This is a genomic window from Streptomyces sp. NPDC053560 (genome assembly GCF_044544605.1).
GTDB lineage: Bacteria > Actinomycetota > Actinomycetes > Streptomycetales > Streptomycetaceae > Streptomyces.
In genome coordinates, this window is record NZ_JBITXI010000014.1 from 83,146 (window position 1) to 108,579 (window position 25,434).

21 protein-coding genes are annotated in these 25,434 nt (G+C 69.3%); 10 read left to right on the top strand and 11 right to left on the bottom strand.

Going from position 1 to position 25,434, the window contains the following annotated elements:
- Positions 1-856: 856 nt before the first annotated feature.
- On the bottom strand, positions 857-2,866 hold the full coding sequence (gene dnaA / locus ACIGQF_RS30225; protein ID WP_399716695.1) for a chromosomal replication initiator protein DnaA: 2,010 nt from the start codon (positions 2,864-2,866) through the stop codon (positions 857-859).
- A gap of 358 nt (positions 2,867-3,224) precedes the next feature.
- Here dnaA and rpmH point away from each other — a divergent pair, with 358 nt between their 5' ends.
- The 9 genes from rpmH to ACIGQF_RS30270 all read left to right on the top strand — a co-directional run bounded on the left by rpmH (position 3,225) and on the right by ACIGQF_RS30270 (position 10,096).
- Complete coding sequence (rpmH, locus tag ACIGQF_RS30230; protein WP_003949374.1) at positions 3,225-3,362, top strand: 50S ribosomal protein L34; 138 nt, start codon at positions 3,225-3,227, stop codon at positions 3,360-3,362.
- A 24-nt stretch (positions 3,363-3,386) separates the two neighbouring features.
- Positions 3,387-3,779 (top strand): ribonuclease P protein component, encoded by a 393-nt coding sequence (gene rnpA, locus ACIGQF_RS30235; protein ID WP_361553362.1) that lies wholly within the window; start codon positions 3,387-3,389, stop codon positions 3,777-3,779.
- Complete coding sequence (yidD, locus tag ACIGQF_RS30240) at positions 3,776-4,096, top strand: membrane protein insertion efficiency factor YidD (protein ID WP_361553359.1); 321 nt, start codon at positions 3,776-3,778, stop codon at positions 4,094-4,096. Before rnpA ends, yidD begins: the two co-directional genes overlap by 4 nt.
- A gap of 3 nt (positions 4,097-4,099) precedes the next feature.
- Complete coding sequence (gene yidC, locus ACIGQF_RS30245) at positions 4,100-5,290, top strand: membrane protein insertase YidC (RefSeq protein ID WP_399716698.1); 1,191 nt, start codon at positions 4,100-4,102, stop codon at positions 5,288-5,290.
- Between the two features lie 12 nt (positions 5,291-5,302).
- A complete protein-coding gene (locus ACIGQF_RS30250; RefSeq protein WP_361553353.1) occupies positions 5,303-5,809 on the top strand; it encodes a R3H domain-containing nucleic acid-binding protein in 507 nt (168 codons plus the stop codon).
- Positions 5,810-5,941: 132 nt separating this feature from the next.
- The gene (gene rsmG / locus ACIGQF_RS30255) at positions 5,942-6,667 is read left to right on the top strand and encodes a 16S rRNA (guanine(527)-N(7))-methyltransferase RsmG (protein WP_361553350.1); all 726 of its coding nucleotides are present in this window, start codon (positions 5,942-5,944) and stop codon (positions 6,665-6,667) included.
- Positions 6,668-7,008: 341 nt separating this feature from the next.
- Positions 7,009-8,079 (top strand): AAA family ATPase, encoded by a 1,071-nt coding sequence (locus tag ACIGQF_RS30260; RefSeq protein WP_361553347.1) that lies wholly within the window; start codon positions 7,009-7,011, stop codon positions 8,077-8,079.
- On the top strand, positions 8,076-9,170 hold the full coding sequence (locus ACIGQF_RS30265) for a ParB/RepB/Spo0J family partition protein (protein WP_399716703.1): 1,095 nt from the start codon (positions 8,076-8,078) through the stop codon (positions 9,168-9,170). The genes ACIGQF_RS30260 and ACIGQF_RS30265 overlap by 4 nt, the downstream gene beginning before the upstream one ends.
- 308 nt (positions 9,171-9,478) lie before the next feature.
- Positions 9,479-10,096, top strand: coding sequence for a GNAT family N-acetyltransferase (locus ACIGQF_RS30270; protein WP_399716705.1), 618 nt, complete (start codon positions 9,479-9,481; stop codon positions 10,094-10,096).
- Positions 10,097-10,160: 64 nt separating this feature from the next.
- Here the strand turns inward: ACIGQF_RS30270 and trxA are convergent, their stop codons facing one another.
- The 7 genes from trxA to ACIGQF_RS30305 form a co-directional block, all read right to left on the bottom strand.
- Entirely contained in the window at positions 10,161-10,487 is a 327-nt protein-coding gene (gene trxA, locus ACIGQF_RS30275; RefSeq protein ID WP_030615259.1) for a thioredoxin, read from the bottom strand.
- A 45-nt stretch (positions 10,488-10,532) separates the two neighbouring features.
- Complete coding sequence (gene trxB / locus ACIGQF_RS30280; protein ID WP_399716709.1) at positions 10,533-11,525, bottom strand: thioredoxin-disulfide reductase; 993 nt, start codon at positions 11,523-11,525, stop codon at positions 10,533-10,535.
- Positions 11,526-11,667: 142 nt separating this feature from the next.
- Positions 11,668-12,663, bottom strand: coding sequence for an anti-sigma factor family protein (locus ACIGQF_RS30285; protein WP_399716711.1), 996 nt, complete (start codon positions 12,661-12,663; stop codon positions 11,668-11,670).
- Complete coding sequence (gene sigM / locus ACIGQF_RS30290) at positions 12,660-13,343, bottom strand: RNA polymerase sigma factor SigM (protein WP_399716714.1); 684 nt, start codon at positions 13,341-13,343, stop codon at positions 12,660-12,662. Before sigM ends, ACIGQF_RS30285 begins: the two co-directional genes overlap by 4 nt.
- A gap of 352 nt (positions 13,344-13,695) precedes the next feature.
- A complete protein-coding gene (locus ACIGQF_RS30295) occupies positions 13,696-15,396 on the bottom strand; it encodes a protein kinase family protein (RefSeq protein WP_399716717.1) in 1,701 nt (566 codons plus the stop codon).
- 108 nt (positions 15,397-15,504) lie between these two features.
- Positions 15,505-17,811: a murein biosynthesis integral membrane protein MurJ gene (gene murJ, locus ACIGQF_RS30300; protein WP_399716720.1), complete on the bottom strand. Its 2,307-nt coding sequence runs from the start codon at positions 17,809-17,811 to the stop codon at positions 15,505-15,507.
- A 46-nt stretch (positions 17,812-17,857) separates the two neighbouring features.
- Positions 17,858-20,236 carry a DUF6049 family protein gene (locus ACIGQF_RS30305; RefSeq protein WP_399716722.1) on the bottom strand — a complete coding sequence of 793 codons (2,379 nt, stop codon included), beginning with the start codon at positions 20,234-20,236 and terminating at the stop codon, positions 17,858-17,860.
- Positions 20,237-20,434: 198 nt separating this feature from the next.
- On the opposite strand from ACIGQF_RS30305, the gene ACIGQF_RS30310 reads away from it, so the two are divergent.
- Positions 20,435-21,910 (top strand): CCA tRNA nucleotidyltransferase, encoded by a 1,476-nt coding sequence (locus tag ACIGQF_RS30310; RefSeq protein WP_399716725.1) that lies wholly within the window; start codon positions 20,435-20,437, stop codon positions 21,908-21,910.
- A 29-nt stretch (positions 21,911-21,939) separates the two neighbouring features.
- Here ACIGQF_RS30310 and ACIGQF_RS30315 read toward each other — a convergent pair whose 3' ends face one another.
- From ACIGQF_RS30315 to ACIGQF_RS30325, 3 genes are all read right to left on the bottom strand, one after another.
- The gene (locus ACIGQF_RS30315; RefSeq protein WP_399716728.1) at positions 21,940-23,262 is read right to left on the bottom strand and encodes an MFS transporter; all 1,323 of its coding nucleotides are present in this window, start codon (positions 23,260-23,262) and stop codon (positions 21,940-21,942) included.
- A gap of 99 nt (positions 23,263-23,361) precedes the next feature.
- A complete protein-coding gene (locus tag ACIGQF_RS30320) occupies positions 23,362-24,444 on the bottom strand; it encodes an inositol-3-phosphate synthase (protein WP_399716731.1) in 1,083 nt (360 codons plus the stop codon).
- Between the two features lie 49 nt (positions 24,445-24,493).
- On the bottom strand, positions 24,494-25,171 hold the full coding sequence (locus ACIGQF_RS30325; RefSeq protein ID WP_399716735.1) for a helix-turn-helix transcriptional regulator: 678 nt from the start codon (positions 25,169-25,171) through the stop codon (positions 24,494-24,496).
- Positions 25,172-25,434: the final 263 nt, after the last annotated feature.

Consider the following 25,434-nt stretch of genomic DNA (forward strand, 5'->3'; position numbering starts at 1 on the left):
TGCGGCTCGGGGTCAAGTCGGGACGAGAGCTCGGAGAGGGTCGGTCCCCAAGTTGTGCACAGCACCCGATTCGAAACGAGTTCCCCGTTAGATGACCGTGGTCGTAGTAGTAGGGGCTGTGGAAACCGTGGACAACTGCTTTTGCGCAGGTCAGAGCCCGAATTTTGTCCACCGGTGACTGTGGGCGCAGCCGTGGACAACCGGCCGATGCTGTGGACCGCCGCCGGTTGTGCACACCCGATGCACAGGGCAGGCCGGTTTCTCCCCAGTGCCATCCCCAGCTTTACCCAGGTTCCCCACAGCCCAACCCGGCACTTTGGTGTGACCGCTTTCACTCGCGCCAGTGAGAGGGGGTGTTGCCTTGCCGAACAGTGGACAGCGATGTGGACGGGGTGTGCACAACCCCGCTTCTCCTGTGGGCGGCCGGTGGACAGTCGCGCGCACAGCCTGTGGAAGAACTTTTCGTCCACACCCTGTGGACAACAGTTGTCCGCAAATCCACACCCTGCTGACCTGGGGTGATCCACTCGCGGGCGGAGCGCTTGTGGACGTCATCGGGATAACTTCCCAGTCCCCAGGGTGTGGAAGGAAGATTCTCGCCCAATCTGTGGAGAGAAGCCGTGTCCTCGTCAGAAATCGAACAGCGGCGGGGAGTTCGGAGGCCGCCGGCGTGCGCGTTCCACAGCATGGGGACGCTTCCCGAGGGCTCCGGTCCGCTCTGTGCGGCCTCCTGACGGCCCTTCGGTGGACGGGCCGAGCGGGCACTGCGCGTACTGAGGGGTTCTCAATGACGAAGGGCGCCCCGGGAGTTCGTCCCGGAGCGCCCTGGGCGCGCCTGCGGCCTTCGCCGCGCGCGTCAGCCGTTCTTGATGCGGTTCGTCAGCTCGGTCACCTGGTTGTAGATGGAGCGCCGTTCCGCCATCAGCGCGCGGATCTTCCGGTCCGCGTGCATGACGGTGGTGTGGTCGCGGCCGCCGAAGTGTCCGCCGATCTTCGGCAGCGACAGGTCGGTCAGCTCTCGGCACAGATACATCGCGATCTGCCGCGCGGTCACCAGCACCCGGCTGCGCGAGGAGCCGCACAGGTCGTCCACCGAGAGCCCGAAGTAGTCGGCGGTGGCCGCCATGATCGCCGTGGCGGTGATCTCCGGCGCCGCGTCCTCGCCGCCGGGGATCAGGTCCTTCAGCACGATCTCGGTGAGGCCGAGGTCCACGGGCTGCCGGTTCAGCGAGGCGAAGGCCGTGACCCGGATCAGCGCGCCCTCCAGCTCACGGATGTTCCGTGAGATCCGGGAGGCGATGAACTCCAGTACCTCCGGCGGCGCGTTCAGCTGCTCCTGCACCGCCTTCTTGCGGAGGATCGCGATACGTGTCTCCAGCTCGGGCGGCTGGACGTCCGTGATCAAGCCCCACTCGAAGCGGTTGCGCAGCCGGTCCTCCAGGGTCACCAGCTGCTTGGGCGGCCGGTCACTGGAGAGCACGATCTGCTTGTTCGCGTTGTGCAGCGTATTGAAGGTGTGGAAGAACTCCTCCTGCGTCGACTCCTTGCTCGCCAGGAACTGGATGTCGTCGACCAGCAGGATGTCCATGTCGCGGTAGCGCTTGCGGAACGCGTCCGCCTTGCCGTCGCGGATGGAGTTGATGAACTCGTTGGTGAACTCCTCGGAGCTCACGTATCTGACCCTCGTGCCCGGGTACAGGCTCCGCGCGTAGTGGCCGATCGCGTGCAGCAGGTGCGTCTTGCCGAGCCCGGACTCGCCGTAGATGAACAGCGGGTTGTACGCCTTGGCCGGGGCCTCGGCGACGGCGACCGCGGCGGCGTGCGCGAAGCGGTTCGAGGCGCCGATCACGAAGGTGTCGAAGAGGTACTTCGGGTTCAGCCGCGCGGTGGGCTCTCCGGGGCCGGTCGCCGGCGCGGGCTGCGCCGCGAGCGGGCCGGGGGCGCCGCTGGGCGCCGGAAGATTGCTGCCGTGGCCGCCCGGCGCCGCGTGCCGTCCGTGGCCGCCGGGCTGGTGGCCGTCGGTGTCGCGGTGCTGCGGGGACTGCTCGTACGGCGAGCGCGGCGCTTCGGGGTGCGGACGGTCGCTGCCCTGCCGGCGGTAGTCGTCGCCACTCTGCGAGCGGTAGTCGTCACCCTGTGACCGGTAGTCGTCGTTCTGCGACCGATAGTCGCCGGGTGCCGGGCGGCCGTGCTGCTGAAGATGCGAGGGCGGCGAGGCATACGGGTCGCGCTCGGGGAAGCCGCCGAGCCGCTGCTGCTGCCAGCCGTAGTCGTCGTGTCGCCCGGAGTCGTCGCCCATGCCGGAGCGGCGGTCGTCCGAGTGCTGCGGCCAGGCGCCGGGCGCGGGGCGCGGCTGCGGGTGCTGCTGTTGGTACTCGGGGTAGGCGGGGCGCACGCTGGGCAGCTCGTCATTCTGATGGCCGCCGTGTCCACCCTGGGGTACGCCCTGCGGACCGTTTTCGTGGCCGCCCTGGTGCCCGTTCTGCCGACCGTAACCCTGGCGGCCGTCGTAACTGTCGTACGCGTCGTGCGAGAGCTGCGGCTGCTGCGAGGGGAGGTGCTGCTGCGGAGGCGCGGGGGGCTGGGGCGCCTCGGAGGTGTCGTCGACGGTGATCGCGATACGGATCGGGCGGCCGCACTCGTGGCTCAGCGCCTCGCCGATCAAGGGGGCGAGCCGGCCTTCCAGCACGCCCTTCGCGAACTCATTGGGAACAGCGAGCAGCGCGGTGTCGGCGACCAGGGCGAGCGGCTGGGTCCGCTTGAGCCAGTCCTGGTCCTTGGGCTTGAGGCTGTCGCTCTCCGCCCGGAGCAGGTGGTCGAGTACCCGCGGCCACACTGCGGCAAGATCTGCAGGGACGTCAGCCACAGAGCACGCTCTCTCAGCAGGTCCCACGAATGTGTGATTCTCAGGACGGGCGGGAAGGAATCGGAGTTCAGCCACGGTAGTCAGCTGACCCGCGCGTGTTCAAGTTGTTGTCCACAGCCTGTGTACAGCGTGTCCTGTCATGGAGCCGGTTTGACCGGATGATGCGGCCGCGCGTACCGTAACCAGGTCGAGTTGTCGATGGCTGCTGCCGCCTGCCTCCGATGGGCAAAGATCGCGCCCAGCGATCGTGTAGCGGTGCACTCGGGCGTATGCGAGCTACTCGTGGGCGCACGGTGACAGCCAGTCGACGCCCCACACCTGTCTCGCAAGAGGCAACAATCTTTCCTGGAGCCCCCGAGTGAGCAAGCGCACCTTCCAGCCGAACAACCGTCGCCGCGCCAAGACCCACGGCTTCCGCCTGCGCATGCGTACGCGTGCCGGCCGCGCGATCCTCGCGTCCCGCCGTGGCAAGGGTCGCGCCCGTCTGTCGGCCTGACAGCCCGGCCTCTAGGTCCATGTCGTGCTGCCTACCGAGCATCGGCTGAGGCGGCGCGAGGACTTCGCGGCCGCGGTACGCCGAGGACGCAGGGCCGGGCGCCCGCTCCTCGTCGTCCATCTACGCAGCGGTGCAACGGACCCGCACGCAGCGGGGGAAATGGTTCCCCCGGCGCGTGCGGGTTTCGTCGTGAGCAAGGCCATTGGCAATGCCGTGGTCCGCAACAAGGTCCAGCGCCGGCTCCGCCACCTCGTGCGCGACCGGCTGGACCGGCTGCCCGCCGGTAGCCTGGTTGTCGTACGAGCGCTGCCCGGCGCGGGCGATGCGGAGTACGAAGCGCTCGCGAATGATCTCGACGCCGCGCTGCAGCGCCTGCTGAGGACCCCCGGGCGGGACCCAGGAGGGGGCGCTTCGTGAAGTACCCGCTGCTGCTGTTGATCAAGTTGTACCAGTGGACCATCAGCCCTTTGCTGGGCCCGGTCTGCAAGTACTACCCGTCGTGCTCCCACTATGGCTACACGGCCATCGACAGGCACGGCGCGGTAAAAGGGACAGCGCTGACCGCTTGGCGCATCCTGCGTTGCAATCCGTGGTCGCTCGGTGGTGTCGACCATGTACCGCCCCGGAAGCATCCGGTCTGGCACCAGCGGCTGAGGAGCCGCCTGGGAGGCGGGCCCGCCGCCAATGAGCCCGCCGCACAGCCCGAGACTCAGCCCAACGCCCAAGGAGCTTGATTCGTGGACACGATCCTGAATCCTCTCTATTACGCCGTTTCCTGGATCATCGTCCAGTTCCACTCGCTCTACAGCCTGGTGTTCGACAAGGACAGCGGTGCGGCGTGGGGTCTGTCGATCGTTTCACTCGTGGTGCTGATCCGCATCTGCCTGATCCCGCTCTTCGTGAAGCAGATCAAGTCGACGCGGAACATGCAGGCGCTCCAGCCGAAGATGAAGGCGATCCAGGAGCGCTACAAGAGCGACAAGCAGCGCCAGTCCGAAGAGATGATGAAGCTCTACAAGGAGACGGGTACCAACCCGCTCTCGAGCTGTCTCCCGATCCTGGCCCAGTCGCCGTTCTTCATCTCGCTGTACCAGGTCCTGAACCACATCGCGAACAACCAGGTCGTCGGCGTCATCGACAAGCCGCTGCTGGCGAGCGCGCAGCAGGCGCACATCTTTGGTGCCCCGCTGTCCGTGAAGTTCATGGACTCCGCGTCCAAGGTCGAGGCGCTCAACGCCTCCCTCACCGACGTCCGGGTCGTCACGGTCATCATGATCGTTCTGATGTCGGCGTCGCAGTTCTACACCCAGCGCCAGCTGATGACGAAGAACGTCGACCTCACGGTGAAGACGCCGTTCATGCAGCAGCAGAAGATGCTGATGTACGTCTTCCCGGTCATGTTCGCCGTCTTCGGTATCAACTTCCCCGTCGGTGTCCTCGTGTACTGGCTGACCACCAACGTGTGGACCATGGGCCAGCAGATGTTCGTCATCCGTCGTAACCCCACTCCCGGCAGCAAGGCCTTCGAGGAGCGCCAGGCGCGTCTGAAGGCCAAGGGCAAGCTGAAGGAGGACCCGGCGGAGCTCGAGGCGAAGCAGGCCGCCGAGGAGGCGCGCCAGCACCGCCAGCAGCCCAAGCGCCAGAGCAAGTCCCAGCGGCAGACCGCGGCCCCCGCGGCCGGCGGCACGCAGACCCGTACGCGAGCCCGCGCGGGTGCGCAGGGCGGGGGCTCCACGGCCAAGGAAGGCCAGACGAAGCAGTCGCTGGAGAAGGACTCGGGCCAGCAGGCGGACGCGGCGAAGAAGAATGCCGCGCAGAAGTCGCAGGGCGGCAAGGGCAAGGGCAGCTCCGCCGCCGGTTCCTCCCGTAACGCCAAGTCCGGACAGCGCAAGGGCCAGCAGCGGCCCAAGCACCCGTCCAAGAAGTAGAAGGAGTTCTTCGTGACGGACACGACCCCTGCCGCCGAGGGCACCGACACCCTGTCCCGGCTGGAGCAGGAGGGCGAGATCGCGGCCGACTACCTCGAGGGCCTGCTGGACATCGCGGATCTCGACGGTGACATCGACATGGACGTCGAGGCCGACCGTGCCGCGGTGTCGATCATCAGCGACTCCACCGGCCGTGACCTGCAGAAGCTGGTCGGCCGGGACGGTGAGGTGCTGGAGGCGCTCCAGGAGCTGACCCGGCTGGCGGTGCACCGGGAGACCGGCGACCGCAGCCGTCTCATGCTGGACATCGCGGGCTACCGCGCACGCAAGCGCGAGGAGCTCGCGGAGCTGGGTGCCAAGGCGGCCCAGGAGGCGAAGACCTCGGGCGAGCCGGTGAAGCTGAAGGCGATGACGCCGTTCGAGCGCAAGGTGGTGCACGACGCCGTCGCGGCGGCCGGGCTGCGCAGCGAGTCCGAGGGCGAGGAGCCCCAGCGCCGGGTTGTTGTGCTCCCGGCCTGATCCGCCGGCGCTCGCGCGTGTCTTGTGGCCCCGTCTGTTCGCAGGCGGGGTCATGTCTTGTCAGCCTTCTGTGTGGACCGGAATCCGACCGGGCACCGGCAGTATCAGCAGTTCAGAGGAAGGGCGGTAACCGTGACGGAGTCAGCGGCGGAGCTTCCCCCGGCGCCGGAGGCGGCGCGGGAGATGTTCGGTGAGCGCTTCCCGGAGGCCGTACGGTACGGCGAGCTGCTCGCCGACGCGGGCGTGCGGCGCGGGCTGATCGGTCCGCGTGAGGTGCCGCGGCTGTGGGAGCGGCACCTGCTGAATTGCGCGGTGCTCTCCGAGGTGGTCCCCGAGGGTGTCTCGGTGTGCGACGTGGGCTCGGGCGCGGGCCTTCCGGGCATCCCGCTGGCGCTGGTGCGCCCGGACCTGAAGATCACCCTGCTGGAGCCGCTGCTGCGGCGTACGAACTTCCTGCAGGAGGTCGTGGAGCTGCTGGGCCTGGACCATGTGACCGTGGTGCGGGGCCGTGCCGAAGAGGTAATGGGCAAGATTCCTCAGGTCCACGTGGTGACCGCGCGTGCGGTGGCGCCGCTGGACCGGTTGGCCGGCTGGGGCGTGCCACTGCTGCGGCCGTACGGCGAGATGCTCGCGCTCAAGGGCGACACCGCGGACGAGGAGCTGAAGGGTGCCCGGGCGGCGCTCAGCAAGCTCGGCGTCGTGGAGACGTCCGTGGTGCACGTCGGCGAGGGCGTGGTGGACCCGATGTCCACGGTCGTCCGCGTGGAGGTGGGCGAGAGCCCCGGCGGCGTCCGCTTCGCGGCCAAGCGCGCCAAGGCGAACCGCGCCAACCGCCCTGCCAGAGGGCGGCGGCGCTAGGCCTCGGCAGCACACAAAACCAGACGCAGACAGGAGCGCTTTCCGTCCGCTGACGGGGAGCGCTCCGGCCGTCCGAGTTCCGTGGTGTCGCTCGAACCGGCCAGGCCCGTGCTCCATACAAACCACCAAAACGACATAAGCCGGAGTGTCGCGGGGGAATGGGACACGGCGCTGGCATCGTGTTTCACGTGAAACGTCGCTCCCTGCTGCATGGAATCATCAGCCGAGGTCGTGCGGCTGCCGCATCGCGAGGCCACCGACCCGGTCGGGTCACGGATGTATCCACAGAGGAGGATTCATCCACAGGAGACAGGGCCTCCCTGGTTCACGACACCGAAACCATGGCAGGCTCTGAGCATTGCGAGCCTGAAGTCGAGGAGAGTGAATCCTTGCGGTCCGACGCCAACATCGCGGGCCCGATGACCGATCCGGTCCCCGGTCCCCGTAGCGAGTCGCTCGGGGACGACGTTTCACGTGAAACGCCGCCCCCTATGGACGACACCCCGATCGGTCGTGCTGCTCAGTTGGCGGTCCAGGCACTGGGCCGTGCGGGAGAGGGCCTTCCACGCCCCGAGCAGACCCGGGTCATGGTGGTGGCCAATCAGAAGGGCGGGGTCGGTAAGACCACGACCACCGTGAACCTGGCCGCCTCACTCGCCCTGCACGGGGCACGAGTGCTGGTGGTCGACCTGGACCCGCAGGGCAACGCCTCGACGGCCCTGGGGATCGATCATCATTCCGAGGTCCCCTCCATCTACGACGTGCTGGTGGACAGCAAGCCACTCTCCGACGTGGTGCAGCCGGTGCCGGACGTGGAAGGGCTGTTCTGTGCGCCCGCCACGATCGACCTGGCCGGCGCGGAGATCGAACTGGTCTCGCTGGTGGCGCGGGAGAGTCGGCTGGACCGGGCCATCAAGGCCTATGAACAGCCGCTGGACTACATCCTCATCGACTGTCCGCCCTCGCTCGGTCTGCTCACGGTCAACGCCCTGGTGGCCGGTGCCGAGGTGCTGATCCCGATCCAGTGCGAGTACTACGCGCTGGAGGGACTGGGCCAGCTGCTGCGGAACGTGGACCTGGTCCGCGGCCACCTGAACCCCAAGCTGCATGTCTCGACGATCCTGCTGACCATGTACGACGGGCGTACCCGGCTTGCCTCCCAGGTCGCCGACGAGGTGCGCAGCCACTTCGGCAGCGAGGTACTGAGAACCAGCATTCCCCGCTCGGTGCGTATTTCCGAGGCGCCGAGCTACGGGCAGACGGTGCTCACCTATGATCCGGGCTCCAGCGGATCGCTGTCCTACCTCGAAGCGGCGCGGGAAATCGCGCTGCGAGGGGCACCGGGGACGGCAGGCCAGGGGCTCAGCGTGACCTATGAATCACAGCACAGCATGTCGGAGGGGAATCAGTGAGCGAACGACGTAGAGGACTGGGCCGCGGGCTCGGTGCGCTGATCCCCGCGGCACCGCAGGGTTCGGACAACGCCGGCCCCGCGGTGGGCCGGGGAACGACATCGCCGTCGGCAGTGCCGGTGATGACGTCGGAGCGAGGCGTGGCCGCGGCGAAGGTGGCAGCGATCCCGGACGCAGCCGTTTCACGTGAAACAGAGGCACCGGCCGAACCGACGGCGGAGGCTCAGGAGGCCGAGGTCGCCGGCGCGCACTTCGCCGAACTGCCGCTCGATGCGATCACGCCCAATCCGCGACAGCCGCGCGAGGTGTTCGACGAGGACGCCCTGGCGGAGCTGATCACCTCCATCCAGGAGGTGGGGCTGCTCCAGCCGGTCGTGGTGCGGAGCACCGGCTCGGATCGGTACGAGCTCATCATGGGCGAGCGCCGCTGGCGGGCCTGCCGTGAGGCCGGGCTGGAGAAGATTCCGGCGATCGTCCGGGCGACGGACGACGAGAAGCTGCTCCTGGACGCGCTCCTGGAGAACCTCCACCGGGCCCAGCTGAACCCGCTGGAGGAGGCGGCGGCCTACGACCAGCTGCTGAAGGACTTCAACTGCACGCACGACGAGCTGGCGGACCGGATCGGTCGGTCGCGCTCGCAGATCTCCAACACGCTGCGACTGCTGAAGCTCTCGCTCCCGGTGCGGCGTCGGGTCGCGGCGGGGGTGCTCTCGGCCGGTCATGCGCGGGCGCTGCTGGCCGTGGAGGACTCCGAGGAGCAGGACCGGCTGGCTCACCGCATCGTGGCCGAGGGGCTCTCCGTCCGGGCGGTCGAGGAGATCGTCACGCTCATGGGGTCCGAGCCCAAGAGCACGTCGCGGGTGAAGGGGCCACGTGCCGGTACCCGCGTCTCGCCCGCGCTGACCGATCTGGCCTCCCGGCTCTCGGACCGCTTCGAGACGCGGGTGAAGGTCGACCTCGGCCAGAAGAAGGGCAAGATCGTCGTGGAGTTCGCCTCGATAGACGATCTTGACCGCATCCTCGGCTCGCTGGCCCCCGGTGAGGGGAAGGTGCTGGAGAAGCAGCTGGAGGAGGACAGCGACGAGGCGTGAGTGACGCCGCCGTCCTTCAAGGGCGGGGCGCGTGCCGGTCTGGTGGCCGGAACGCGGCCCGCCCTTTGCCTTTGCGCGGTACCCCGGTAGGTGTGTCCCGGTTACGATGCGTTCGGGTATGGCACACATCCACTCGGAGTCACCTCACGACGAGGAGAGGCCATGCGATCGGTGAGCCGCACCGGAATGATGGCAGCGGGGTTCGGTCTGGGCGCAGTCGGCGGCTTCGTCGGTGGTCTGCTCAGTGAGCGCACTCCGCTGACCGGGCCGGGAGGTGCGGTGGGCGAGGGAAGTGAGGACCTGGCTTCATGGGGCGTCGGCTCGTACCGCTCACGCTGGACAACCTTCCGGATGTCCCAAAGCGCTGCCGCTCGTGTGTTTTCTGGGAGCTCGACCCCGTCAGCGGCGAGGCCGCGGTAAAGGGTGGCCGACCCGAACTGGAGAAGGAAGCCTGGATCTCGGCCGTGCTGTTGGAGTGGGGCTCCTGCGGCCGGGTCGTCTATGTGGACGAGGTCCCCGTCGGCTTCGTGCTGTACGCGCCTCCGGCCTACGTGCCACGTTCCACCGCCTTTCCGACGAGCCCCGTCTCCCCCGACGCCGTACAGCTGATGACCGGCTGGCTGATCCCCGGCTACCAGGGCCAGGGGCTGGGCCGGGTCATGGTCCAGACGGTGGCGAAGGATCTGCTGCGCCGGGGCTTCAAGGCGATCGAGGCGTTCGGCGACGCGAAGTGGACCGAGCCGGCGTGCGTGCTGCCCGCCGACCATCTGCTCGCGGTGGGCTTCAAGACGGTACGGCCGCACCCCCACTATCCGCGGCTGCGCCTGGAGCTCCGTACGACGCTGTCCTGGAAGGAGGACGTGGAGCTCGCGCTGGACCGGCTGCTGGGCGCGGTCCAGAAGGAGCCCGTGCTGCGGCCGCTGTAGGCGGACAGCGAAACGGGCCCGCCCCGAAGGGTGGGCCCGTTTCACGTGAAACAGCGTGCGGAGATCAGGCGAGGTAGTCCGCCAGGTCCCGCTCGATCGCGGCCTTGGGCTTGGCACCGACGATGGTCTTCACGACCTCGCCGCCCTGGTAGACGTTCATGGTCGGGATCGACATGACGCCGTACTTGGCGGTGGTCGCAGGGTTCTCGTCGGTGTTGAGCTTGGCGATGACGATCTCGTCGTGCTCCGCGGCGATGGCCTCCAGGGAGGGGGCGACCTGGCGGCACGGGCCGCACCAGGTGGCCCAGAAGTCGACGAGTACAGGCTTGTCGCTCTTGAGGACGACCTCTTCGAAGTTGTCGTCCGTCACGGTCACCGTGGCACCGGCCATGGCGTTCTCCTTACTGGGTGGGTGTGAACAGCTGACGTTCAGGGCTCAGGCGGTGGGGGTCTGCTCCGGCTCGGCCGGGGTCTGCTCGGGCTCGGCCGGCTCGCTGTCGGACAGCGAGGCGAGGAAGCGCTCGGCGTCCAGGGCGGCGGAGCAGCCGGTGCCGGCGGCGGTGATCGCCTGGCGGTAGGTGTGGTCCACGACGTCGCCGGCGGCGAAGACGCCCTGGATGTTGGTGTGGGTGCTGGGTGCGTCGACCTTCAGGTAGCCCTCGTCGTCCAGCTTCAGCTGACCCTTGAACAGCTCCGTGCGCGGGTCGTGGCCGATGGCGATGAACAGGCCGGTGACCGGGAGCTCGGAGGTGTCGCCGGTCTGGACGTTGCGCAGGGTCAGGCCGGAGAGCTTGTTCTCACCGTGGATCTCGGCGACCTCGCTGTCCCACACGAACTTGATCTTCGGGTCGGCGAAGGCACGCTCCTGCATGGCCTTCGACGCGCGCAGGGTGTCGCGGCGGTGGACGATGGTGACCGACTTGGCGAAGCGGGAGAGGAAGGTCGCCTCCTCCATGGCCGTGTCGCCGCCGCCGATGACGGCGATGTCCTGGTCCTTGAAGAAGAAGCCGTCACAGGTGGCGCACCACGACACGCCACGGCCCGAGAGCTCGTCCTCGCGAGGCAGGCCCAGCTTGCGGTGCTGGGAGCCGGTGGTGACGATCACGGTGCGGGCGCGGTGCACGGTGCCGGCGGAGTCCGTGACGGTCTTGATCGGCTCGGAGAGGTCCACGGCGGTGACATCGTCGGGGATCAGCTCGGCGCCGAAGCGCTCGGCCTGGGCCCGCATGTTGTCCATCAGGTCCGGCCCCATGATGCCCTCGCGGAAGCCGGGGAAGTTCTCCACATCGGTGGTGTTCATCAGTGCGCCACCGGCGGTGACGGCGCCCTCGAACACCAGCGGCTTCAGCGAGGCACGGGCGGTGTAGAGCGCGGCGGTGTAGCCCGCAGGCCCGGAGCCGATGATGATCACGTTACGGACGTCGCTCACGGGTGTCTTCCTTGTCTCTGCCGACTGCGTTGGGTGGGCTGGAGGAACTCTCACCCCACCCAACGGATCCTACGGGGCGAGCATTCCCGCAGTGTTCCAGCGCTCCCGTACCGGCTCTGTGCCCGCCGCGTCAGCCGTCGACTCAGCCGCGGGGATAGGTCCCGCTGAGCAGAATCTTCCCCGGCGCGGGCGGCGACGCCGAGACGCAGCCCGCGGAGACGACATAGGCAGAGACCCGGGAGGCGTCCGACGGGTGCGGCAGCACGACGAGGTACGCCTCCTTGCCCCGGTAGGTGTCACGGGTTGCGGCCAGCGGCTTCTCGGAACGGGCGAGACCTTCCCGTACGCAGGAGGGGATGGTGTCGTCCGCGCCCCGCAGCGGAGTCTGGGGCGAGCTCTGGGTGCCCACGTCCGGCGCCTTGCTGCGACGTGGCTCGTCGAGCAGATCACGGACATGGCTGCCCAGTGTCGCGGAGCTGAGAGACGCGTCACCGTTGTTCGTCTCGGTGGCGTTCACCCCGGGGTCCTGCTCGTGTCCCGGGTTCGCGGAACCATTCTGCAGAAGGATGCCACCGATCCCGAGTACGGCCGCCGCGGCCGCCGTGCCGAGAAGCACCTTGGGCCAGCGGTGCGCACGCGTGGTGCGGGTGCCGGGTGCCTTTCGGCCGGGGCCCGTGGCGGAGCGGGGGTATCCGGCCGGGCGGTCGGCGGAACTGCCCCCCGAGCGGCTCGGCGCTGTTTCACGTGAAACACCGCCGCGGCCCGTCTCCGATGTTTCACGTGAAACAGAGCTGTCGTCCGGCCCCGCCGATTGCTGGGCGACGATCCGTGCGCCGTCGCCGACGGTCGACGGCACCAATGCGGGCTCCCCCGCGGGGGCCGTGGCATCGAGCAGCGCCTCTGCTGCCAGGGCGGCGTCGATGCGTCCGACGACGTCATCCGGCATCCGTACCGGCCCGGGTAGCGTGCCGAGCAGACTGCGGATCTCCTCCAGCGAGCTGTGGACGTCCTCACACAGCGGACAGCCGTCGAGGTGCGCGCGGAGATCCGCCGCGCGGCCGGGTGCAAGCAACCCGTCCGCGAGCGCAGAGATCTCCGCGACCTCCGGATGCCCGCCCGTGTCGGTCGTGGATGTCACGCTCGCCCACCTCCGCCCTTCACGGCCCCTGAGTCGTTGGGTCCTGCCGTCTGTGGGACGGATGTCCCCTGCGCCCGGTTCCTTCCCCCGCCTGAGGTGCCCTTATCCCCGTCTTCGGCGCGCAGATGGGTGAGCATCGGGAGAAGCCGGGCCCGGCCGCGCGCGCACCGGCTCTTCACCGTTCCGGTGGGAACGCCAAGTACTTCGGCGGCCTCGGCGACGGGGTAGCCCTGCATGTCGACCAGGACGAGGGCCGCGCGCTGTTCGGCGGGGAGCGTGCGGAGGGCACTGAGCAGTTCGCGGTGGAGATCCTGCCGCTCTGCGGGCACGGCTGCGGACTCGTGCGGCTCGATGAGCTGCTCCAGCCGCTCGGTCTCCGCTACCGGCGAGGTGCGCCGGGAAGCCGCCTTGCGGGCCCGGTCCAGGCAGGCGTTGACCGTGATGCGGTGCAGCCAGGTGGTCACGGCCGACTGGCCGCGGAAGGTGTGGGCGGCGCGGTAGGCCGACACCAGGGCGTCCTGCACGGCATCGGCCGCTTCCTCGCGGTCGCCGAGGGTGCGCAGCGCCACCGCCCACAGCCGGTCACGGTGGCGCCTGACGATCTCCCCGAAGGCGTCGGGGTCACCCTCCACATGCCGGGCGAGGAGCGCCTGGTCGGAGGGGCGGGAGTTATCTGCCATGGCCCGCCCCGCAGGAGCCGGCCCGGCGCGGGCCGGGGAGCCAGGACCGCGCGGACGGAATCGCGGGACGCCACCGGTCCGGCGCCGCGCGGGCACGGGCATCGACCGGGCCAACCGGGTCACCGGCCGAGCCGGCCTCTTCTACGACGGTGGGCATCACTGCGCCATCACGCATAACCGAACCCCTGGCGTCAAGCTGTAGACGGGAGCTTACATACGGGTGCTCGGTGGAACCAGACTCCAGGACGACGCCCGCGGCAGGCGGCCACGGACGCCCGAGGAGGCCCGGAGAGCCCCAGTACGTGCCGGCCGTTGCCCGTGTCGACATCCTGGAGCCCCCTGCTGCCCACCTCTAGCTGAGGACCTGGATCTCCTTGATCTGGCCCCGGTAGTTGCCATCGTCCTTCAACGGGAGGTCGGTGAGCCAGACCAATACGTAACGTGTCTTGATCGGCTCCTTGGCGCGCAGGGTGACGGACTCCCCCTTGCCGCCGGCGATCTTCTTGTAGCCGTCCAGGGTCGTGGGCGCATCGCCGCTGTCCTCGGGCGCGGCACGGAAGTCGAGCGAGGTGTCCCCGAGGAGATCGACCTTGATGCTGCCGACCTGCTGGACCTTTTCGAGGTCGAGAACCAGCCCCACGCCGCTCTTCAGACCACCGAAATCCGAGCGGCCGTAGTAGTTCCGGGTGGGCCAGTAGGTGTCGGCGTTGCCGTCGGCGGCCTTGGTGGCTTCCTGGGGGTTCTCCGTACCGTCCCCGGCCGGCGGCGGGTCGAAGTCCATCACCTTGTCGATGTGCACCGGCTTGCCCGAGACCGCCTCAGCGTTGCCCCCGGTGGTCTGGGAGCTCCCCGAGTCGTCCTGGTTCCGGTCCTTCAGCAGGGTGTCGGCCAGCTGCCAGCTGCCCAGGCCCAGGGCGGCGATCAGCAGCGCGGAGACGCACCACTTGGCCGCCCTGCCGGTACGGCTCTGCAGCGGGGCCGGCGGTGCGGGAACCGGGCGGGTGGCCGCCGGCCCGGTCCGTCCGTTGCCGCCCGACTGCGCGTACGACCCCTGCTGGTAACCGGTGCGTTGGTAGGGCGGCGGGGTGGTGAAGGAGGTCTCGGGCGGGCGGATGCGCGGCATGGCGCCGACGGCCTTGGCCAGCTCCTCCGGAGTGGTGCAGGGCTGCTCCTGGCGGGAGGCGGTGGCGCCGTCGTTCACCAGGGCGCGCATGGCCAGCTCGGACAGGCCGCGGTGCACTCCGGCCCGCACCTGGTCGGGCGCGATCAGACCGACGCCCTTGGGCAGCCCGGACAGGCCGTACGCGTCGTTCTCGTACGGCCAGCGCTGGGTCAGCGCCGCGTACAGCAGCGCACCGATCGACTCGGTGTCGGTGCGCTGCGGGTGCTCGCTGGTCAGGCCGCGCAGCGCGGCCATGATGGCCAGGCCCCGGATGCGGTACTGGCCGGAGGAGGTGCGCAGGACGGAACCGGGGGTCAGCCGGAGGTGGGCCAGGCCTTCACGGTGGGCGGCGGCCATGGCCTGGGAGACCTGGGTCACGAGCTGGTAGGCGTCGTGCGGTTCGAGCGGTCCGGAGGCGAGGACGGTGGTCAGTTCAGTGGCGTCCGGGAGCCACTCGTGCACGACGTAGACCAGGTCGTTCTCCTCGACGGCGTCGAGGACCTGGACGAAGCGCGGGTCGCCGAGCAGCGCGGCGGACCGTGCGGCGGAGAGCACGGGGCGGGCACGCGGGTGGTCGGCGGGCAGGAGGTGGACACCGACGGCGCGGCGCAGTTTCTCGTCGACGGCACGCCAGCTGCTGAAGCCGTCCAGCCGGGTGACGCATTCCTCCAGACGGTAACGCCTGGCCAGCTTATGACCGCTGTGCAGTTCGAGCGGCTCAGCCTCGGTTGTCGTGGCACTCTTCGCGCCGCTGTCCGCGGTGTCCTGCGCCGCGTCGGCCACCTTCTCGGCCTTCGTGCCGTCGGTCGTGGCCTCGTCCGCCTTGGCGGCGAGCGGTTCTCCACCGCTCGTGTCGGCCACGTCGACGGCAGCCGTGCTCCGTTCCGCCACCGTCGTTCCTGCCTCCCCATCCGTTGCATGCTCAAAAGAGCCAAGTCAATTGTGCCCACAGACCGCCACTATGCACGACACACAGTGGCGGACGAAGGTTGTGCTCGCTCAGCGCCCCAGCTTGCCGCGCACCATGCCGACCAGGGCGTTCAGTTCTTCGATGCGCATCTTCTTCGCGGCGGCGTAGAAGACCACCAGAAGGACGGCACCGCCACCGACCAGCGCCACGAGCGATCCCAGCACACCGGTGCCCAGCCCCTGCATGATCCCGTAGACCGCGGCGCCGGAGAACAGGGTGGCGGGAACGCTCGCGCCGGCCAGCCGGGCGTACGTACGCACCACGTGCGCACCGTCCAAGTCGCCGCCCATCCGCTTGCGCAGCCGCCGCCACGCCACCCCGACGCCGGTGATGTAAGCCAGGCCGTAGGAGGCGGCCATGCCCAGCACTGCCCACCGTTCGGGCAGAAGGAGGTAGCACAGCGCCGAGGCGGCGGCGTTGAAGGCGGCGACGATGAGTGTGTTGTAGAAGGGCGTGCGGGTGTCCTCGTACGCGTAGAAGGCGCGCAGCACGACGTACTGGACGGAGAAGGGGATCAGGCCGAGACCGAAGGCCATGAGCATGTAGCCCATGGAGACACCGGCATCGGAACCGGAGCCCGCGAAGATCAGCGTGCACATCGGGATGCCGAGGGCGAGGAAGCCGAAGGCGATCGGCACGATGGCCACGGCGGAGGTGCGCAGGCCCTGCGAGATGTCGTCGCGTACGGCACCGACGTCACCGTCGTGCGCGGAGCGCGACAGGCGCGGCAGCATGGCGGCCATCACGGAGACGGTGATGATCGCCTGCGGCATGTTCCAGATCAGCTGGGCGTTGGAGTACGCCATGTAGCCGGTGCCGGGGTGGCCCTGTCCGGCGGCCTTCTCGCCGGCCAGGGTGGAGAGCTTGGAGACGACGAGGACGCCGGCCTGGTTGGCGAGCACGAACAGCACGGTCCACTTGGCGAGCTTCGCGGCCTTGCCCAGGCCGTGGCCCCGCCAGTCGAACCGGAGCCGGAGCTTGAACCCGGCGTCGCGCAGGTAGGGGATCATCGCCAGGGCCTGGACGACCAGGCCGAGCAGCGTGCCGATGCCGAGCAGCCGGATGCCGGCCTCGGGGATCGTCGTCACGCCGATCTGCGAGGAGCTGGCGCTGCCGTAGACCCAGATGAACAGCCCGAACGTGCTGATCATGACGACGTTGTTGAGAACCGGGGTCCACATCATCGCGCCGAAGCGGCCGCGGGCGTTGAGCACCTGGCCCATCACCACATGGACGCCCATGAAGAAGATCGTGGGCACGCAGTACCGGGTGAACGAGACGGCGACCTCGAAGCTGGCCGAGTCGGGAGCGAAGCCGGACATCGCCCGCACCAGCCAGGGCGCCGCGAACACCGCCACGACGGTGAGGGCGCCGAGGATCACCATGACCAGGGTCAGCAGGCGGTTGGCGTACGCCTCGCCGCCGTCCTCGTCCTCCTTCATCGCCCGCACCAGCTGCGGCACGAACACCGAGTTCAGCCCGCCGCCGATGGTCAGGATGAAGATCATCGTGGGCAGGGTGTAAGCGACCTGCCACGAGTCACCGAGGACGGCCGCGCCGAGCGCCGAGGCGATCAGCGCGTTGCGGACGAAGCCGGTGAGCCGGGACACCATGGTGCCCGCGGCCATCACGGCGCTGGACTTCAGCAGATTGCCGGCCTTGCCGCCGCTGCGCCCCGAGGGCTCCGGCGACTCCGGTGCGGACACCGGCTCGGGCTCCGCCGGAGGTACGGCCTGTGGCCCGCTCGCCGGTACGTACTGCCTGCCCGTGGGCCCGTACTGCTGACCGGCGGACGGGTACTGCTGACCGTTGGACGGCTGGTCGGACCCCTGATACGGGCCTGGACCGCTGCTCTGGGCCGGCGGCCGCTGCGGCTCCGGTGCCCGCTGGTCGCGGTAGAGGTGCGCGAAGGCGTCGGGCTCCGCGGGCCGGTCGACGGCCTGGGTGATCAGGTCGTCCACCCCGACGAACTGGGTGGTCGCCGTGGAGTCGCCGTACGACTGAGGGCGCGCCGGGCCCTGCGGCTCGGGTGCCGGCGCGGGCCAGGCCTGCGGGTCGGGTGCCGGTGCGGGCCAGGCTTGCGGGTCGGGGGTGTGCCGGGGGGCCGGCGGCTGCTGGTAAAGCGGCTGGGCCGACCCGGCCTGCGGCGGATGGGCCGCCCGGTCGTGCAGGGCGTCGGCCACCGGGTCGTGGGCCGTGGGGTCCTGCGAAGGGAAGGGCGACCGGGAGTACGCGTCCTGCACGTAGGGGTCCGGTGCCTGCGGCGGCTGTGGGGACCGGTCCGCGGCGTCGTCGCCCGCGGCCCGGCCGCGGTCACCGTCGTACGGCGCATTCATAGCTGCCCCACCTCATCCGTCGCCGGCCATCCGGCCCCGCCATGTATCAACGGTCCACTTTCTCACCTGAGCCGGACCCGCCCGTGCTTTCCGAACCGGTGTCCGGCTCCGGGTCACCCGGCTGCCCGTTGCCGCCGTCCGTGGGCCGTCCGTCCCGGTCGGTGCGGTCCTGGTCCGCGCCGTCGCGGTCCGGGGCGCCGTCGCCGCCGTCCGAGCCGGCCCCGCCGTCGTCCGTACCGGATCCGCCGTCCGTGCCGCCGTCGTCCTCGCGGGCCGCCGCGCGCTTGCGCTGGAGGTAGATCCGTACGCCGGCGAGCACGAGCAGCAGCACACCGCCCGCGATGACGAGCATGACCGTAGCGGTGATCTCGGTGACGTTCACCTCGAAGGTCATCGCCCGGCCGTACCGCTTGCCGTCCGCCGTGAACAGCTGCGCGGTGACCTGTACCGGTCCGTTCGCGTTCGCGGTGGTGTCGAACTTGAAGGACTGGCTGTGGCCGCCCTCGACGTCGATCGTCTGCGGCTCACCCGTGTCCAGGCGGTTGGGCTGCGACGAAGTGAGCCGCAGGGTCATGCCCTTGACGCCCCGGACGAGGTTGTTCTGCACCGTGACCGGAATCGTGGCACTGCGTCCGGAGAGCGTGGCGTCCGACTTCTGGATCAGATGGACCTTCGTCGTCAGACCGTCCAGATAGCTGCGCACGGACTTGCGGAAGGCCTCGGCGCCCTTGGCGTCACCGCGCCACTCCGTCGACATCATGCGCATGATCGCGTTGCCGAAGGGCGTCTCCACGCGCCACGGCTCGGCCAGGATGACCTTGAAGTCGTCCAGTGCGGTACGGGTCTCCTGCGCCTGCCGGAAGGCGGCCGCCGGCAGCTCCTGCTTGCGCAGCGAGGCCGGGTAGGAGGCCGCACCGGGCACCTGGCGGGTGGCGTTGGGGTCGGGCTTGGCCTTGGCCGCGTCGCTGAGGTCCTGCGGCTCGGCCCAGCCGCTGTCGTTCGCGGCCCGCACCGCCTTCGCCATGGCCTGGGCCTGGCTCGCGGTGGGCATCCGCTGCGGTGCCACGACGATGCTGCGCTGCCTCGACGGGTCCTGGAGATTGACCATCAGGCTCTGGGCGAGGAAGTTCTGCACCGCCAGGTTCGCGGTCCCGGCCTTGGTCAGGTCGCCGGTGAAGGCGGTGGACAGGCCGGCGTCCGCCACGACGGCGGTGTTGCCGCCGCCGATGGGCCGGGCGGAGGTGGGGGTGTACGACAGGCCGCTCTCCCGCATGCTGTCGCTGCGGGCGATCACGTTGTGGGCGCCGGCGGAGGTGGCCACGTCCACGATGGAGGAGTCCACGGCGCCCTCGACGGGCCAGGCGAAGTCGGTACGCGCCTTCACGCCCGGCAGGACGGTCCCCACGGTCCTCGATGCGAGGTCGGTGGCCGGGCCGAGGTGGCTCAGCGCGCTGGGCACGACCTTGCCCTTGTGCGCCAGCGAGGCGATGTCGGGGTCGGCAAACGGCAGTGCGACGACCTCGTGGGCCTGGACGGCCTGCTCCAGGTCGCTCAGCCACTGCTTGGCGACTTCCTGGTTCCGGCCCGCCCTGGTGGTGCCGTTCGGCCCCTCGACCTTGTAGCGGCCGGTCATGGCGTCGACGGTGGCGAGCAGGTCGGGGTCTACGACGAAAGTGACCGGAAGATCCTTGCCGAGCGCCACGAGCTGCTGCAGCCGGCCACCGGGAGCGATCTCGGCCGCCAGCTTGTCGTCGCGGAAGATCGGCGTCTGCTGCTCGTCGCCCTCGGTCTCCGCGGTGAGGTGCGTCTTGGAGATCAGCGGCCACATGTACGTGAGCTTGGTCTTCTTCGACGCCTCGTCCTCCTGCCAGGGCAGGAACGTGCGCTCGATGCCGAGCACCTGCTCGTACGGCGCGCTCTTGGACCGGCCGGAGAAGGAGACGCCGAGCTGGTAGACGCCGTCCTTGCTCAGCCGCAGCTTCTTGACCGGCACACGCAGCGAGAAGGGCTGCGAGACGCCCGGTGCCAGCTTCTCGACCTTCTCGGCCTTCCCGCCGACCTCCTGGCCGTCCAGGCCTGCGGAGTAGCCGGTGCGCCGGGCGACGTTGTCGATCGAGCTGCGGTTGCTCAGTACGGGGCCGCGGCGGAGTCCGACGTGTCCGTCGGTGATCGTCGCTCTGCCCTTGTTGGTGATGCTGCCCGTGACGGTGACCGCGTCGTCGCTCTGGCCGGCCGCCGGCGGGCTGAGCGAGTCGATGTCGACGTCGACGGTGCGGGAGCCGGAGGGCGCGGCGTGCGCCTCCTGCGCGGGCGGTACCAGCACCAGTCCGGCCAGCAGCGGTGTACCGGCGACCAGCGCAGCGGCGCGTCGCAGCCATCGACCACGCGGCCGTTCGGTTACCGGAAACCCTGCCGCCTCGGCCACGCGCTCGCCCGTCCCTCGTCGTCGTCAGTGGTCGTCGCTATGTGCGTCCACGCATGGTAACGATGACTGCTGTGGCGAAGTGCTGCGGACTGCTCCACCTGATCGTGCGGTGCCGGTCTCCGCGGGCTTGTCCCCTTTATTCGCGTCCGCTGTCCGCGCGTCCGCCTGCCGCCGCGCGGGCACGTACCCTGTCCTGTTGTGCCGAACGCCAACAATCACACCCACGCCCCGCAGACCGAGCGCAGCGCAGAGTCGACGCAGGCGCTGAACCAGGTACAGCGCCGCGCCGTCAGTGAGCTGCTGCGCGTGTCCCCTGTCGCGGACGATCTGGCCCGTCGCTTCCAGGAGGCCGGGTTCACACTTGCCCTGGTCGGCGGTTCGGTACGGGACGCACTGCTCGGCCGGCTCGGCAACGATCTGGACTTCACCACGGACGCCCGCCCCGAGGACGTTCTGAAGATCGTGCGGCCCTGGGCGGACGCGCTGTGGGAGGTCGGCATCGCCTTCGGCACCGTCGGCTGCAAGAAGAGCTCCTTCGACATCGAGATCACGACGTACCGCTCGGAGGCGTACGACCGCACCTCGCGCAAGCCCGAGGTGTCCTACGGCGACTCGATCGAGGAAGACCTGGTGCGCCGGGACTTCACGGTGAACGCCATGGCGGTCGCACTGCCGGAGAAGGAGTTCATCGACCCGCACAACGGCCTGGAGGACCTGGCGGCGCGGGTGCTCCGCACGCCGGGCACCCCGCAGGAGTCCTTCTCCGACGACCCGCTGCGGATGATGCGCGCGGCGCGCTTCGCCGCGCAGCTGGACTTCACGGTGGCGCCCGAGGTGGTGGCCGCGATGAAGGAGATGGCGGACCGGATCGACATCGTCTCCGCCGAGCGGGTGCGTGACGAGCTCAACAAGCTGCTCCTGGGGGCGCACCCCCGCAAGGGTCTGACGCTGCTGGTCGAGAGCGGCATCGCCGACCGGGTGCTGCCCGAGCTGCCCGCGCTGCGGCTGGAGCGTGACGAGCATCACCGTCACAAGGATGTCTACGAGCACTCGCTGACCGTCCTGGAGCAGGCCATCGACCTGGAGGAGGACGGCCCGGACCTGGTGCTGCGGCTGGCGGCGATCCTTCACGACATCGGCAAGCCGCGGACGCGACGGTTCGAGAAGGACGGCCGGGTCTCCTTCCACCACCACGAGGTGGTGGGCGCGAAGATGACCAAGAAGCGCATGATCGCGCTGAAGTACTCCAACGAGATGGTCAAGGACGTCGCGCGTCTGGTCGAGCTGCACCTGCGGTTCCACGGCTACGGCACGGGCGAGTGGACGGACTCGGCGGTCCGTCGCTACGTACGGGACGCCGGGCCGCTGCTGACGCGGCTGCACAAGCTGACGCGCTCGGACTGCACGACGCGCAACAAGCGCAAGGCCAACGCCCTCTCGCGGGCGTACGACGGGCTCGAGGAGCGCATCGCGCGGCTTCAGGAGCAGGAGGAACTGGACGCGATCCGCCCGGACCTGGATGGCAACGACATCATGCAGGTCCTGGACATTGCTCCCGGCCCGCAGGTCGGCAAGGCCTACAAGCATCTGCTGGAGCTGCGACTGGAGCACGGCCCGATGGGCCGGGAGGCGGCGGTCGAGGCGCTCAAGGAGTGGTGGGCCGCACAGAGCTGACCCATGAGCGGCCGGGTGGGCCCGGCCGCTCATGTTTCACGTGAAACATCCCGTACATCGCCTTGGCCGTCTCTCGGCCGGGGCGATGTTTCACGTGAAACACGTGCCCGCGCCATGGCGACGGCGAGGGCCAGATGGATCACGGCCACGCCGATGATCAGTGCGGGCGAGCGCCCGTCGAGGGGCAGAACCAGGGCCGCGACCCCGGCCGCGCCGACGAAGGCGGTGTGGAAGAGGACGTCGTAGAGGGCGAAGACTCGACCGCGGAAGACATCGTCGACGGCGTGCTGCACCTCCGTGTCCGTGGCGATCTTCGCGCCCTGGGTGGCGAGGCCGAGCACGAAGGCCGCGATGAGTACGGGCACCAGGGCGAAGGACAGGCTGAGCGCGGGGACCAGTACGGCGGCTGTTCCGGCGCACATCGCGATCCAGCCGGTGGCGGTCAGCCGGGCCACCGCCCACGGGGTCACCACCGCTGCGGCGAAGAACCCGACGCCCGAGGCGGCGACCGCCAGGCCCAGTGTGGCCATGCCGTCCGGTCCGTTCTGCGGCCAGTAGGCACGGCACAGCATCAGCACCGTGATCGTCAGCGCGCCGTAGCAGAAGCGCATCAGCGCCATCGCTCCCAGGGCACGCGCGGCTGACCGGCGCTTCCGGAGGTGGGCCAGTCCGGCGGTGAGCCCACGGGCGGTGTCCAGTAGCGCGTCGGCAATCCGCGGGGACGTCCGGCGGGGGTCCGGACCGAGGAGGCCCGCCGGGATACGTTGCGCGACGCCGGCGGCACACAGGTAGAGAACGGCGCCGAGAAGGACGGCGGCCACGTCGGACTGCCCACCCGCGAGCTGTACGGCGAAGGCGAGGCCGCCGCCCGCGGTGGCGGCCAGCGTGCCGGCCGTGGGGGACAGGGAGTTGGCCACCACCAGGGCCTCGGCGTTGTCGACGACCCGGGGCAGTGCGGCCGACAGCCCGGCCAGGACGAAGCGGTTGACCGCGGTGACGCTGAGCGCGGAGACGTAGAAGAGCCAGTCCGGCGCACCGGCGAGGAGCAGCACAGTGGTCGCACCGGCCAGGACGGCGCGCAGCAGATTGCCGTGGAGCAGGACCTGGCGGCGGCGCCAGCGGTCCAGGAGCACACCGGCGAACGGCCCGAGTACGGAGTAGGGAAGCAGCAGCACCGCCATGGCGGAAGCGATGGCCGTGGGGGAGGCCTGCTTCTCGGGCGAGAAGACGACGTAGGAGGCGAGGGCGACCTGGTACACGCCGTCGGCGGCTTGGGAGAGCAGCCGGACGGCCAGCAACCGGCGGAAGTCGCGGCGGCGGAGGAGTACGCGGAGATCACGCGCGGCGGGCATGGGCCACAGCTTCACACAGGCCGCGGGCCCCTGGGGAGACTTCCCAGGGGCCCGCGGGTCAGGACGGTGCGGTCGCGGCGGCGTCCGCCGGTCGCTGGGTCAGCGCTCGACCTCGCCCTTGATGAACTTCTCGACGTTCTCCCGGGCCTCGTTGTCGAAGTACTGCACCGGCGGGGACTTCATGAAGTACGAGGAGGCGGAGAGGATCGGGCCGCCGATGCCGCGGTCCTTTGCGATCTTCGCGGCGCGCAGCGCGTCGATGATGACGCCGGCGGAGTTCGGGGAGTCCCAGACCTCGAGCTTGTACTCCAGGTTCAGCGGGACGTCACCGAAGGCGCGGCCCTCGAGGCGGACATAGGCCCACTTGCGGTCGTCCAGCCAGGCCACGAAATCCGACGGACCGATGTGGACGTTGTCCTCGCCCAGGTCGCGGTCGGGGATCTGGGAGGTGACGGCCTGCGTCTTGGAGATCTTCTTGGACTCCAGGCGCTCGCGCTCAAGCATGTTCTTGAAGTCCATGTTGCCGCCGACGTTCAGCTGCATCGTGCGGTCCAGGATGACGCCCCGGTCCTCGAAGAGCTTGGCCATCACGCGGTGCGTGATCGTGGCGCCCACCTGGGACTTGATGTCGTCACCGACGATGGGGACGCCCGCCTCGGTGAACTTGTCCGCCCACTCCTTGGTGCCGGCGATGAAGACCGGAAGAGCGTTGACGAAGGCGACCTTGGCGTCGATGGCGCACTGGGCGTAGTACTTCGCCGCGTCCTCGGAGCCGACGGGGAGGTAGCAGACCAGGACGTCGACCTGCTGGTCCTTGAGGACCTGGACGACGTCGACGGGGGCCTCGTCGGACTCCTCGATGGTCTGGCGGTAGTACTTGCCGAGACCGTCGAGGGTGTGGCCGCGCTGGACGTTCACGCCGGTGCGCGGCACGTCGCAGATCTTGATGGTGTTGTTCTCGCTGGCGCCGATGGCGTCGGCGAGGTCGAGGCCGACCTTCTTGGCATCGACGTCGAAGGCAGCCACGAACTCGATGTCACGCACGTGGTAGTCACCGAACTGCACGTGCATCAGACCGGGCACGCGGCTGTCCGGGTCGGAGTCCTTGTAGTACTCGACGCCCTGCACCAACGAGGCGGCGCAGTTGCCCACGCCGACGACGGCTACGCGAACCGAACCCATTCCGGTTGCTCCCTGTTTGTTCTCGACGCGGCTCCGCGGCTGCGGAGCCTCATGTGGCGGTGTCATCGGACGGATCCGGCCGGGATCCACCCCGGTTGCGGGGCAGGCCGCCCGTCTCTCCTGACTCGTTACGGTCCGGGTCCGCGGAGTCCGGGGCACGCTGGTCGCGCCCGGCCCGCTCGCTCTCGATCAGCTCGTTCAGCCAGCGCACTTCGCGCTCCACGGACTCCAGGCCGTGTCGCTGCAGCTCGAGGGTGTACTGATCGAGCCGCTCACGGCGGGTCAGCGAGGCGCGCATCCTCTCGAGGCGCTCCTCAAGGCGGCTACGCCGGCCCTCCAGTACGCGCATGCGGACATCGCGCGAGGTCTGCCCGAAGAAGGCGAACCGGACACCGAAGTGCTCGTCCTCCCAGGCGTCGGGTCCCGAGTGGGCGAGCAGCTCTTCGAAGTGCTCCTTCCCCTCGGCCGTCAACCGGTAGACGATCTTGGCTCGGCGCCCCGCGAGCGATCCTGCGGGGGCGCCGGGAGCCGTTCCTCCCCCGGTCTCCTCGGTCAGCCAGCCATGTGCGACCAAGGACTTCAGGCAGGGATAGAGGGTGCCGTAGCTGAACGCTCGGAAGACACCCAGCGAAGTGTTGAGCCGTTTGCGCAGCTCGTACCCGTGCATGGGTGACTCGCGCAACAGACCGAGCACGGCGAATTCGAGGATGCCGGACCGTCTGCTCATCCTCCGCCTCCTCGGTCGTCTGCGTTCTTTATGTCGAGCTGATGTATCGACTCGATACATCCAGACGATAGAACGGCGCACCGGGCGGGACAAGGGCGGGAACGGTGAACGGGATCACATCGCCGATTCGACGTAGCCAACGTGACTGATTTGGAGTGAATTCCGAGCCTGGGCAGGTTTTGGCCGTGCGTAGTCTGTGCGGCATGCAGACTGCCGGGAACCAGGTGGCCAGAAGTGGCGTCTCCGTCCCCGGTGTAGTGCGG